Here is a 12,931-nt window from a genome sequence, read left to right on the forward strand (position 1 = left end):
ACAAAGGTTTCAAAAACCCATAAAATGACTATTTTTGATTTTTGTTATAGGCTGCGAAGATAAAACTAATTTAGCTTATACATTTATAAACACGGACACTTAACAAAAGTTACTTTATTTTGTTAGGAATTTTAAAGCATAATTATGGAAAATACATATGATTTTGGATTGATTGGACTTGGCGTTATGGGGCGGAATTTTATTTTAAATGTCGCCGATAATAACTTTTCTGCAATGGGTTACGATCTGGATGTTGAAAAGGTAAGCGCTCTTATAGAGGAAGGGCAGGATGCTAAAAAGGTAAATGCAACCTCTGATATACAGAACTTTGTAAATTCTTTGTCCCAACCCAGAAAAATTATGCTTCTGGTACCGGCAGGAAAGATAGTGGATTCGGTAATAGAGAGCTTATTACCACATTTAGATAAAAACGACCTTATTATAGACGGTGGAAACTCATTTTTCACCGATACCGATCGCAGGGAAGCCTATTTACAGGAAAAAGGCATCCACTTTTTTGGATCAGGGGTATCCGGTGGGGCAAAAGGTGCAAGGCGAGGTCCAAGTATAATGCCTGGAGGCAACAAAGAGGCCTACAAAGAAGTACAACCCATTTTCGAAGCCGTATCGGCTAAATTTAAGGGTGAGCCTTGTGTGGCCTACTTGGGTCCTAAATCGGCAGGAAACTACGTTAAAATGGTGCACAACGGCATAGAATACGGCCTAATGCAGCTTACTTCAGAGATTTATGATCTATTGAAAAAAGCCGGAAATTACAGCAATGACGAGCTCCATACCCTATTTGATAGTTGGAATAAAGGCCGACTACAATCTTTCCTAATAGAAATTTCCGCAGAAATCTTCAAAAAAGACGACGATCAGGGAACTGGTAGGTTAATCGATAAAATCTTGGATAAGGCCAAGCAAAAAGGAACGGGAAAATGGACTTCACAAAATGCGATGGACCTTGGAATTCCGATTCCCAGCATCGATATAGCGGTGAGTATGCGTGAGATTTCAGCGCTGAAGGAAGAACGTGTTCTGGCAGATAAATTATACAATAGGCCACAACCGGCAATAATGGACAAGGATGAATTAGCAAAATGGGCCGAGGAGGCACTTTACTTTGCGTTTATCACTACCTACGCCCAAGGGCTTCATCAATTGTCAGATGCCTCTACCGAATATGGCTACGAATTGGATCTTTCCGTAATTGCCAAAATTTGGAGGGCAGGATGTATTATCCGCGCCGGTTTATTAGAAGATATATCAAAAGCGTATACCGAGGATAAAGAATTGGCTAACCTTTTACTATCGCCAAGTTTTGTTCCCAAAGTGCAGTCCTCCGTTAAAGGAGCTAGAAGTTTGGTAGCCTACGGTGCTAAGAACGGTATTCCATTACCGGGCCTTTCCAATTCCCTTACCTATTTTGACGCCTATACCTCAGAGAGATTGCCACTAAACCTAATTCAGGCACAACGCGATCATTTTGGATCTCATACTTACGAACGTACAGATATGGAAGGAATCTTTCATACCGAATGGGAATAGCACAAGCGCTATTCACCATTCTTTATAAATCCAGCTATTTTGGCTATATTTAATTTCCCTTAAATATAGCCAATCATGAGCGGAGCCGGACACGTAGCGGACATGAACAATAGATTGAATCGCAATCGCGCTTTAAAACCATCCAATCGCACCCGGTTCAAAGAAAATAATCGTGATACTATTATTTCCGATTCCGAGCCTATTGCCTCAAAACTGACTTTTAAGAAAGTTTCAGAAATAGAACTAAAGGAAATTAAAAATAAAATTAGGAATAGGGCCAGAAAAGAGCACAATAGAAAAACGTATATTCTAATTGGAATTATTTTAGCCCTATTACTATTTACCATCCTCCTCGTCACCTAAGACCTTCACCACTGAGATATTACTAGCGCACTAATACGGCTTCATATCCTCTGTTAAAGACGCCCTTACCCACGCCGACCTACAACCGTGGATTGGTTATAGGTATTCCTATTTTGTCACCATAAAGTAGGCTGTAATTCACCCAAAATAACGTCAATAATTAAGATATCTTTATTTTACCGTAATTTTACCGACTAAACAGTTACTATTATGAATCCATCGGCCTCAGGTTGGATAGATAAATTTGGGCATTTGGCTAAGAATAACAATACCTATTGTTCTTCCTTTGAAACCATGTACATCCAATTAAAAAAAACAGGTTTTGTTTATGGAATCAACTTAAATATCCCTGATTTTATAGTTATTGAACATCCGCTGTCTGAAGATGAAAAGGCCAAGATCAACCTATTAGCAGGTCTTTATTACACGCATAAATTTATAACTGGTGACACCAATTTTGAAGCATTTGTAAAATGTCTTCTAAATTTCTACCAGGGATTGGACATCAGCAAGATCTCTTTTATCAACAAGATTTTAATGGGGAGGAAGACTTCTGCAAAATTGGAAGCACTGATAAACTCTAGAATCTATTTGGAGGACAATCTAATAAGCAAGACCTTTAATAGTATAATTACCAATTCCCTGCTATTTATAGATGTACTTACTTTTAAACGTCATTTGGAAGGAGAACAAGACTTAAGGAAAATTGCCCAAAGACTTGAGCATATCACCATCAACATAACTTACCACACTTTAAATTCTAAGGAGAAAAGCAGGAATGATGAGAAGTTGGCGCAACTTTTTGCCTCGTCCCTGACCTTTATTGATAGTCAGGAAAAACATTTTGATGGCTCTTACAGAAATGACTTATTGAACCAATTTGACACATGCGAAAACCAGTACTTTTTAGATGTGGCCTGTCTAACTGTATGGGAAGATTACTCCTTAAATTACACCGAATCCGAATTTATTTTTGGCATTGGAAAGGACCTAGGTTTCGCAAAAATGGACATCTCAAAATCGATATTTGACGTCACTGAATTCTTTAAATTGAACGCCACAAAAATACCCCATTTAAGGGACCAAAATATGGCCGTTCAATTTTATGAAAGCATGGCTAAAATTGTCAATAAATTAATCCTAAGAAACAGCAAAAGACTACAAAAAGAATTGTCTGAAAGTAAAGAGTTGGTAACGCTCTTATCTAAGTCCACTGTAAAGGATTTAAGTCCGGAGGAGAAGAAAAAGGTACAGGATCAATTATTGGATATATTTAAAAGCATTCCCTCTTTAGCCATTTTTATTCTTCCTGGGGGTGCAGTATTATTGCCAATTTTCATAAAATTGATTCCTAAATTACTACCTTCCTCCTTTGATGAAAACAGGGTGGACTAAGTACTCAAAAATCCACTAAAACGGCAGTATAAGGAAAATCTATTGTGCCTTAATTTTGAATTTAAACATTTTAAAACCAATGTTTAACATACCCTTATTCTAACCAAAGCTTAAAGTCTCTAACCCGTTCCCTACTTACGATTACCTCTTGCTCATTATACCTGTTCAACTTAATCTGTAGCCTAGAATTGGTGTAGGAGATAATGTCTTTAATATGATTTACATTGATATAGAATTTTCTACTTACCCTAAAAAAAGTTTCGGGCTGAAGTTCCGGTTCCAAGTTTTCCAAAGTCACATCCAACAAGTAGTTTCTACCATCAGTGGTCGCCGCATAGGTACCTTTGTTCTCGCTATAAAAACATTCTATCTCATCTGCATATATGATTTTTAGGTGTTGCCCAACACTCACCGTAAACCGCTTTTTGTACTCCCTTTCCAAGGGGTTCAGAAGCAGCTTTTTTATGTCCTCAAATTCAAGAGAAATCTTCTGTTTTTCTGGGCTAAAAGATCGGTACTTTTTAACCGCTCTTTCCAGCTCCTCTTCATCAATTGGTTTCAACAAATAATCAATACTGTTCAACTTAAATGCCTGTAGTGCATATTCGTCAAAAGCGGTGGTAAAGATTACGGAACTTTTTATTTCCACCGTATCAAAAATCTCAAAGGAGAGTCCGTCTGAAAGTTGAATATCCAAAAAAATAAGGTCGGGATGTTCGTTCTCCCGAAACCATAAAATAGATTCCTCAACAGAATGCAGCATGGTAGCAACAGAAACCTCCAAGTTGGCTAGTAAACGCCCCAATCTTCTTGCGGCTGGTTTTTCATCCTCTATTATTATTACCTTCATTGGTTTGGTTAAAGGGATTCGTTATGGTTTTAAAAAGGAAGAAGTCCCTACTCTTCCATATATTTTTTAATTTGTCTTTCTTCCCACTTCCTTAAAAATACAGGTTTCCTCCCAAAGACGTATAGCCCATGAATGAAAAGACCTATTCCCCAAAATAAAGGGGTAAATACTATGTTCCAATCCATCCAATTCCTAAACCCAACTTCCAAAACTTGATAATTTTCGAGATTTAAAAACCTATAGGCCACATATAACAATATCAATCCAAGGTTAATGGACAGGTATACAAAAAGGTGACTATAAAACCCTTTAATTGCTGCTACGTGCTTCTTGGCCCTTTCCAATTTTGAACCATTCTTCTGAACCTCTTTCATTACTTATATTTTTCAGATTCCTTTCTATCCTCCTCCATAAATTTCTTTATTTGTCGGTCTTCCCATTCCTTGGTAAAAAAAGGATTGTAGTTAAAGGTTTTGGATGCATGAAAAACAACCCCGACACCCCAAAATATCCAAACTGCAAAAGTCCCAAAATCCCAAAACGCTTCCCATAACGTTTCCCCGTCTTGAAGGTTTCCTACTATCTTATGAATAGAAATAAATAGATTAATCACGATAAATATGACCAGATGGACATAAAATCCCTTTAATTCCTCTATCCTCTTTTTTGCCCTTTTCTTTTTAATATCGGTACGATTTTCCATTGCATAAAAATTTATTGACCCAAGAATTATTTCCAATGTTCCCTTTGATCCTCTTGCTCTAAGAACTCCTTAATCTTACGTTGTTCCCAATTTTTTCCAAACAAGGCATTATATCCGAAAATCTTAAACCCCTTAAAGACCAAGCTGATCCCTAGTCCAAAGACTACCCATAAAAACCATGGGGAACGCCATTCGTTGACGTAATAGTTTATACCTGCTACAAGGGCAATAGTAAAAAGTGAAGAAAACAAACTGTTATAAAACTTCTTTATTTCCACCACTCTTGCCTTGGCCCTAAAGTATTTACTTTCTTTTTCTGAATGATCCATGCTAATAGTTTTTGTTAGAACAAATTTCGATGGAATTCCCAATATATATAAATATTAAGTTCCGAACTGTAACGAAGGTGTACTGAACTGTAACGTCTGTTTTTAGCCCCAATGTTTCTATCCAATTAAAGCAGATGAAATTCTTAAAAATCATCATCTTCCATTAATTTTCTCATGGTTCGCTCTTCCCACCCCTTACCAAGGATTGGGGTGCGGCCATAGGCATCCAGCCCGTGCATAACCACGCCAAAACCCCATCCCAGCGCAGGAAATATCGCCCAAGGAAAAGAAGTAGTATTATAATTCATGACAGCCAGAATTGGCATTACCACTATATAGGCAACTATATTTCCATAGAAACTTTTAAGAGCCTCCACCCTTTCCTTCGCCTTTTTATATCGCTTATCCTCTATGAAGAGCTCTTGTGTTTCCAAATTATTCAATTTCTGAGTCAGCATAGGTAGCTTTACCGTAAACTCTGAATTTTGCTTTTGGATGAGCACTTCTCTTTTGGACAATATTTGGTACCGTTGTTGAATATTCATGAGTCCCACCCCACTACTTTTTTTAACCACCTGCTTTTCTTGATGGTTATTGCTAACACATAGCATCCCATCTTCTTCGTACACCCTGATCCGTAAAGGTCTAGCAGCAGTAACTATATTGTGTTTTACTGCATTTTCCAATAATAGCTGTAACGATAGGGGTACAATTTTGGCCTCCGGTTTACTACTATGTTCAGGAATATGAAAAACAATACTCTCTTCAAACCTCATCTTCAACAACTTAATGTAGGTCCTAGCAAATGAGAGCTCTTCATCTACGGTTACCAAGTCCTTATTTTTCTGTTCCAATACATACCGGTACACCTTAGAAAGTGACGTCGTGAATTTTTGGGCCTGAATAGGGTCTTCCTCTATTAAACTGGTAAGGACGTTCAGACTATTAAATAAAAAGTGTGGATCTAATTGGTTCTTTAACGCATCAAATTTGGCTGATGCAGTCCCGGCAATGATCTTTTGCTCCTTTACCTTATTTTCCTGCCTATACTTAAAATGCCAAGCCACATAAAAGATAATGGATATCATTAAAGCAATAAGCATGGAAATCTTGTAATACCCCACTTTTTCCCCGCGTAAAAAATCGACCAAGGGCATACTTTCCAAGCCTACCCTTAGCATTAACCTAGCCAGAAATATCCCAATTAGGGATAGCACAATATTACCCGTTATCCCGATTAGTAAGGGTTTCTTAGACAGAATTTTATTCTTATGCTTAACGATAAGATACTGTATCCAATAGGCATTTAACAGGTATAAGGTAACTGAGTAAATGAGATTACTATAGTATTCTTGCACGGCACCATCATAAGAAAATCCATCATCAAATCTGCCCATAAAAAAGAAAATGGCCAGAAAAATGAAATAAATAAGGGTTCCAATAAGTACTGCATTCCTAATATGTTTTATAAATCGATTCATTAAAATTATTGTTTGCGGGTAAGGAAGGCTTCAGTCATTATCCCTTTTCCATTTAAAAAGGAAGTTAATTCAGGTTTAAAGTTAGTAAAAAGTTCTAATGAGACACCATTAGTATGGGTGTTGGATTGCGGATAATGGGAGGTAGAAGTACAATCACCTATCTCTAAATCCGACTTCAAAATCTCTTTGGTGATTGTATCACCTCCTCCTATCCGCCCTCTTTTGATGCCCTGTATGCCTAAATCTTGATTGGCCACTGACTGATTGATAATCATGGCGATAATAATTAGTATGATTTTATGCATGTATACCTTAATTTATAGGTTCTAGCACAAATATTGTCTTTATCAATATCACTCTAAATTAAGTTGCCCCCAACTGTAACTATTGGTGGATGAATTGAAGAAGATTTGATTTTTAAAAGGTGTAGGAAGTGAAATATGTCAAAAATATAAAAGAATATGGGCATTGTAGAGAATTAAAGTCCATAATCCTAGAAGAAAGTTGGACATTAAAATGAGAAACTTTTTACCCATAAAAAAGAGGACGCACCCCTACGTCCTCTTTAAAAAGTTAAAAAATAGATTCATTTGAACCCTATTTTTTAGTCTTACTTATGAATGATAAAATTACTTGTTAAAATTGTGTTCTATGTGCTTATTTACAAAAAAAAATGACTTAAACGGCGAAAAGTCATTTACACACTCCTAAATATTGACCCTGATATGTTTTTTAACGATACATTCCCCACAGTACACTAATAATTAAATGGATACTAAAACATCTGCCACAGGAATATGGGGCTCCAATTTAATAATAATGCCTAGAAATCGAGAAAAAGTAAAATTTTTTAAATAAATAGTTGCTTTAATTAAATTAATTTTGCGATATGGTAAGAAAGATTCAGCTTAGGACTACATTATTGGAGGCGTCAGTAGAAGATATCCTAAAGAAAAAAGCAGCAAAATATTTAGGGATCCCAATGGAGAATATCACCGTGGTAAAGGTTCTTCGAAAATCGATTGATGCCAGGAAATCTACCATTTATTTTAATTATAAGGTCGAGGTTTATATAAACCAAGCTGTCCCTGACACACCAAATTACACCTTCGATTACAAGGATGTTTCCAAAGCGAAAAAAATTCACATCATTGGCTTTGGCCCTGCGGGGATGTATGCCGCATTACGCTGTATAGAGCTAGGTTATAGACCAATAGTTCTGGAGCGGGGAAAAAATGTGAGAGATCGCAGGCGCGATTTAAAAGCTATTAACCGGGACCATATTGTAAATGAAGATTCTAATTATTGCTTTGGCGAGGGGGGTGCAGGCACCTATTCGGATGGAAAACTTTACACCAGAAGCCTTAAACGTGGGGATGTTCGACGGATATTCGAGAACTTAGTCTATCATGGCGCTACGGAACAGATCCTTATTGATGCCCACCCTCATATAGGAACCAACAAGCTACCCAAACTAGTAGAGAACGTAAGGGAAACCATTATAAAATTTGGCGGAGAGATACACTTTGAAACTAGGGTAGTAGATTTTATGATCACGGACCACAAATTAAATGGCTTACGGTTAAAAGATGGGACTGAAATGGCAGTAGACCGTGTTATTTTGGCTACGGGACACTCGGCCAGGGATATATATTACCTTTTAAACGACAAAAAAATAGCACTTCAAGCAAAATCTTTTGCTATGGGCGTACGGGTAGAACATCCTCAACATATCATAGATAGCATTCAATACCATTGCTCTGGAGATCGGAACCCTTTGCTACCGGCCGCCACCTATAGTTTGGTAGAACAGGTGAAAGATAGGGGCGTTTACTCCTTTTGCATGTGCCCTGGCGGATTTATCGTACCAGCGGCAACAGCTCCTGGGGAAGTAGTCGTTAATGGCATGTCGCCTTCCAAGAGAAACAATCTATTTGCTAATTCGGGTATTGTGGTAGAAATCGATGTAGATGTGGACATTCACAAATACGAACGTTTTGGACCTTTAAAAGGATTGGAATATCAAAAGAATTTAGAACGATTGGCCTTTACATCTGGAGGTCGGAGTCAGGCTGCACCCGCCCAGCGTTTAACGGATTTTGTGGAAGGAAAATTATCGGCCGACCTAAATCCAACCTCCTACCAGCCAGGTTTAACCTCAGCACCCTTACATTCTTTATTACCAAAATTAATAGGTAGCAGATTGCGATCAGGATTTTTGGCATTTGGGGAAAAAATGAAAGGGTATTACACTGAGGAAGCCAATATAGTAGGTGTGGAAAGCAGAACTTCCTCTCCCGTGAACATACCGAGAAAAGACAACTTGGAACATCCTGAGATTCAAGGACTTTTTCCTTGTGGAGAAGGTGGTGGTTATGCAGGCGGCATTGTTTCGGCAGCTATGGACGGGGAACGTTGTGCTGAGGCGGCTGTGGTGGGACTATAAGGGGGTAAAATAAATAATAAATCTATAATCCAAACAAATCCACTACCTTTGCCCCTTATTTTACATACTACATGACATTCAAAGACTTAGGTATTATAGAGCCAATCCTAAAAGCCCTTGAGGCTGAAGGCTATACAAATCCCACTCCAATTCAAGAACAATCCATTCCCATATTATTAAAAGGTAAGGACTTGTTGGGCTGTGCACAAACGGGTACCGGTAAAACGGCGGCCTTTTCAATTCCAATCATTCAACAACTTGTTCTAGATAAGGACGCCAATCTGCAACAACGCAAAATTAGAACCTTGGTAGTGACCCCTACTCGGGAATTAGCCATACAAATCGGGGAAAATTTTGCCTCCTATTCCCGATTTACGGGAATTAGAAGCACTGTTATTTTTGGCGGTATTAAACAAGCGAGACAAACGGAAGCCCTAAGAAAAGGGGTCGATGTTCTAATTGCAACTCCAGGAAGATTGCTCGATCTTATGAACCAGGGTTTTATTTCCTTACGAGATGTAAAATATGCGGTACTGGACGAGGCAGACCAAATGTTGGATATGGGTTTTATACACGATATAAAAAAGATAATTGCCAAACTTCCGGATAACCGTCAATCGCTTTTCTTTTCGGCAACAATGCCCAAAGCTATCGTGGAATTGTCACGGAAATTATTGGGTGATTTTGAACAAGTCACCATCAAGCCTCAGCAAGCCACGGCAGAAAAGGTAGAACAAGCCTTATATTTTGTCTCTAAAAAAAATAAACCGGATCTATTGATCCACCTGTTGGAAAAGGACCCCAACGATTCTGCATTGGTTTTTTCGAGAACCAAGCACGGTGCCAATAAAATTGTAAAGCAATTGGCAAAAGCCGATATCAAGGCAGATGCAATTCATGGTAACAAATCCCAAAATGCAAGGCAAAAAGCCTTGGGTGATTTTAAGGACGGGGAACTAAAGGTACTTGTTGCAACGGATATAGCTGCTAGAGGTATAGATGTAGAGGAACTATCCTTGGTTATCAATTATGACCTTCCCAACGTGCCCGAAACCTACGTCCACCGTATTGGAAGGACCGGAAGGGCCAGTGCCAGTGGAGTCGCAATTTCTTTTTGCGATGCCGAAGAAAGACCCTACCTAAAAGATATCCAGAAGTTGATCAACCAACAAGTGCCGGTTATTAAAGACCATCCTTTTGTAGATGATGGTGTTGAAGAGGTGCCTTTACAACCAGAAAAAAGACATCACAACAATAAGCAGCAACAAAGGACTGGACATTCCAACCCGCGGGGAGGTAGAAATAACAACCGGGGCAAAAATAACAGCAGTAGACCCAAAAGGGATTAAGATATCCTAACATAAATTACAAATAAAAACCGGGCTAAGAAATTATCCCGGTTTTTTTGTGGATATTAGTCTCAATCCTCACTACCGATCTAAACGAATAGCAATACTTGAATCGATTCTTTTCATGATTAATGAATAATTTTTAGTTGGTTATTGAAAAATTGAAGATATTTAATGCCAACAAAATTGTTTTAGTCCATTCTTAAAAATGTATGTTATGATAAATGTTATTTCTAAAGTGCTATTAGGTTTCGCACTAGTTGTAATCCCAATTTCCCTATCCTCTCAAACCACCAATTTAATCAGTTATAATATTAAGTACGACAATACTGGGGATACGATTAACAATTGGAACGACCGTAAGGAATCTATGGTACAATTAATACAACACTACAATGGGGATATCGTGGGAATCCAAGAAGGCTTACATCGACAGGTGACCTATTTAGATACAGCACTTCCGGGATATGCGTATGTTGGCGTTGGCCGGGATGATGGTAAAGAAAAGGGAGAATATACCGCCATTCTATACAACACCAATAAATTCAAAGTACTAAAAACGAATACCTTCTGGCTTTCGGAAACACCCGAAAAGGTTTCTGTGGGCTGGGATGCCTCTATGGAACGAATTTGCACTTATGCCCTATTTGAGAACTTAGAGACCAAAAAACAATTTTATGTCTTTAATACCCATTTTGATCATCGCGGAATGCAGGCTAGGGTAAATTCGGCACAACTCATTTATAAAAAAATAAATGAAATAAATAGCTCCGAGCTGCCTGTGGTCCTTATGGGCGATTTAAATTTAACGCCCGACACCGAGCCTATTCAATATCTTAAAAAGAACCTGACGGATGGAATGGATATTTCAAAGAATCCATTTTATGGCCCCATAGGCACCTTTAGTGGGTTTAATCAGGATAGGATGTTAACGGACCGAATAGATTATATCTTTGTAAAGGATATAGAGATACTCTCCTATACGCATATTGATGATAGGATGGGGAACAACAAGCATATATCTGACCATTTGCCTGTTTTGGTTACGTTCGCCGATTAATATTCGTAACTTAATATAAGCCGTACCTAAAGTGACATCTTATGTATACCCCATTAGATTACAGGAACACAAACCTAAGTGAGGTTAAGGAATTCATGAGGCAAAACAGTTTTGGAATCCTAGTAAACCAAACTGAAGGCCGACCATGGGCTACCCATATTCCGCTGGAATTGGATGTGGATACAGATGGGAGCGATCTCTTGGTAGGACATGTCTCCAAAGCAAATCCTCAATGGAAATACTTTAGGGAGCAAGAAGAGGTTTTGGCCATTTTTAACGGACCTCATAGCTACATTTCTTCTTCTTGGTATAAGGAAGAGGAAGTCCCCACTTGGAACTATATTGCTGTACATGTGTACGGCACCATAGAAATATTGAATGAGGAGGCCCTTCTAAGATCCCTTCACAAGCTTGTTGATAAATATGAAACGGTAGCATCTCAGCCTGTTTCAATTCATGATCTATCCGAAAAAACCATGCAACAAATTAATGGTATTGTAGGGTTTCAAATCCGAATTTCGGAGGTACAGGCTACCTATAAATTATCACAGACACGCCCCGAAGACCATCCACAAATTATCTCGGAACTCAACAAAAACAAGAACAGCGGATCCAAGGAAATTGCCCAAATGATGAAAAATAATATTTGTCCTCGATAACTAACTTACATTTACCGTAAAAAACAACCACATATAAATGGCCGATATTGATCACGAAAAAAAATTAGCTGCCCTGGAAGCTGTAAAATATGTAAAATCGGGAATGAAGGTCGGATTGGGGACCGGTAGCACTGCTAACTTAATGATCCAGGAACTAGGAAGGCAGATTGCAGAAGGATTAAGAATTACGGGGATACCCAGCTCAGAAAAGACTCGGAAACTCGCAATAGACCTAGGCATACCCTTAATATCTTTAGAAAAAGCGGACCGTATAGACCTCACTATAGATGGTACGGATGAGTTTGACCCTTATATGCAACTCATCAAAGGTGGTGGCGGGGCTTTGTTACGTGAAAAGATTTTAGCCTACAATTCCGACCTCGTTATTATTATCGCAGATTCCCAGAAACAGGTAAAAAGGTTGGGCACTTTTAAACTACCAGTAGAAACAATTCCATTCGCCACTTATAAAATAGAAATACTCCTTAATAAAATGGGGCTTCAGCCTAAATTAAGACAAAAGGATGGCGAGCATTTTATCACCGATGAGGGCAATTATATTTTAGATCTCAACATTAAAACGATCACAAATATTCCCTTGTTAGAAACAACCCTTAAACAAATCCCAGGCATTGTAGAAACAGGGCTATTTCTGGATATAGCAGATTTTATTATTGTTGGGAAAGGAAAATCTACCCTTACTTTAAAAAAATAAGCAAGGTTTAATGTTCCGCTATAAACCCGT

The 12,931-nt window shown here is 38.2% G+C and carries 14 protein-coding genes; 8 read left to right on the top strand and 6 right to left on the bottom strand.

The features are described 5' to 3' along the window. Positions 1 to 144: 144 nt before the first annotated feature. From gndA to KCTC52924_RS00365, 3 genes are all read left to right on the top strand, one after another. Positions 145 to 1,551: an NADP-dependent phosphogluconate dehydrogenase gene (gene gndA / locus KCTC52924_RS00355; RefSeq protein WP_251808744.1), complete on the top strand. Its 1,407-nt coding sequence runs from the start codon at positions 145 to 147 to the stop codon at positions 1,549 to 1,551. A 75-nt stretch (positions 1,552 to 1,626) separates the two neighbouring features. Beyond that, on the top strand, positions 1,627 to 1,914 hold the full coding sequence (locus KCTC52924_RS00360; protein ID WP_251808743.1) for a hypothetical protein: 288 nt from the start codon (positions 1,627 to 1,629) through the stop codon (positions 1,912 to 1,914). 210 nt (positions 1,915 to 2,124) lie between these two features. Further along, positions 2,125 to 3,309, top strand: coding sequence for an LETM1-related biofilm-associated protein (locus KCTC52924_RS00365; protein WP_251808742.1), 1,185 nt, complete (start codon positions 2,125 to 2,127; stop codon positions 3,307 to 3,309). 94 nt (positions 3,310 to 3,403) lie between these two features. Here KCTC52924_RS00365 and KCTC52924_RS00370 read toward each other — a convergent pair whose 3' ends face one another. The 6 genes from KCTC52924_RS00370 to KCTC52924_RS00395 form a co-directional block, all read right to left on the bottom strand. After that, complete coding sequence (locus KCTC52924_RS00370) at positions 3,404 to 4,159, bottom strand: LytTR family DNA-binding domain-containing protein (RefSeq protein WP_251808741.1); 756 nt, start codon at positions 4,157 to 4,159, stop codon at positions 3,404 to 3,406. Between the two features lie 47 nt (positions 4,160 to 4,206). Then, entirely contained in the window at positions 4,207 to 4,533 is a 327-nt protein-coding gene (locus KCTC52924_RS00375; protein ID WP_251808740.1) for a 2TM domain-containing protein, read from the bottom strand. After that, complete coding sequence (locus KCTC52924_RS00380; RefSeq protein ID WP_251808739.1) at positions 4,533 to 4,862, bottom strand: 2TM domain-containing protein; 330 nt, start codon at positions 4,860 to 4,862, stop codon at positions 4,533 to 4,535. Before KCTC52924_RS00380 ends, KCTC52924_RS00375 begins: the two co-directional genes overlap by 1 nt. A 26-nt stretch (positions 4,863 to 4,888) precedes the next feature. Then, the gene (locus KCTC52924_RS00385; RefSeq protein WP_251808738.1) at positions 4,889 to 5,191 is read right to left on the bottom strand and encodes a 2TM domain-containing protein; all 303 of its coding nucleotides are present in this window, start codon (positions 5,189 to 5,191) and stop codon (positions 4,889 to 4,891) included. A 143-nt stretch (positions 5,192 to 5,334) separates the two neighbouring features. After that, positions 5,335 to 6,672 (bottom strand): histidine kinase, encoded by a 1,338-nt coding sequence (locus KCTC52924_RS00390; protein ID WP_251808737.1) that lies wholly within the window; start codon positions 6,670 to 6,672, stop codon positions 5,335 to 5,337. Positions 6,673 to 6,677: 5 nt separating this feature from the next. Next, positions 6,678 to 6,977: a hypothetical protein gene (locus KCTC52924_RS00395; RefSeq protein ID WP_251808736.1), complete on the bottom strand. Its 300-nt coding sequence runs from the start codon at positions 6,975 to 6,977 to the stop codon at positions 6,678 to 6,680. A 584-nt stretch (positions 6,978 to 7,561) separates the two neighbouring features. Here KCTC52924_RS00395 and KCTC52924_RS00400 point away from each other — a divergent pair. The 5 genes from KCTC52924_RS00400 to rpiA all read left to right on the top strand — a co-directional run bounded on the left by KCTC52924_RS00400 (position 7,562) and on the right by rpiA (position 12,901). After that, on the top strand, positions 7,562 to 9,118 hold the full coding sequence (locus KCTC52924_RS00400; RefSeq protein ID WP_251808735.1) for an NAD(P)/FAD-dependent oxidoreductase: 1,557 nt from the start codon (positions 7,562 to 7,564) through the stop codon (positions 9,116 to 9,118). Positions 9,119 to 9,189: 71 nt separating this feature from the next. Then, positions 9,190 to 10,467, top strand: a complete 1,278-nt coding sequence (locus KCTC52924_RS00405) for a DEAD/DEAH box helicase (RefSeq protein WP_251808734.1) — start codon at positions 9,190 to 9,192, stop codon at positions 10,465 to 10,467. Positions 10,468 to 10,684: 217 nt separating this feature from the next. Further along, a complete protein-coding gene (locus tag KCTC52924_RS00410; RefSeq protein ID WP_251808733.1) occupies positions 10,685 to 11,527 on the top strand; it encodes an endonuclease/exonuclease/phosphatase family protein in 843 nt (280 codons plus the stop codon). Positions 11,528 to 11,568: 41 nt separating this feature from the next. After that, positions 11,569 to 12,186, top strand: coding sequence for an FMN-binding negative transcriptional regulator (locus KCTC52924_RS00415; RefSeq protein ID WP_251808732.1), 618 nt, complete (start codon positions 11,569 to 11,571; stop codon positions 12,184 to 12,186). 37 nt (positions 12,187 to 12,223) lie between these two features. Then, entirely contained in the window at positions 12,224 to 12,901 is a 678-nt protein-coding gene (gene rpiA / locus KCTC52924_RS00420) for a ribose-5-phosphate isomerase RpiA (RefSeq protein WP_251808731.1), read from the top strand. Positions 12,902 to 12,931 lie beyond the last annotated feature (30 nt).

Origin of the sequence: Arenibacter antarcticus (assembly GCF_041320605.1) — a bacterium.
GTDB lineage: Bacteria > Bacteroidota > Bacteroidia > Flavobacteriales > Flavobacteriaceae > Arenibacter > Arenibacter antarcticus.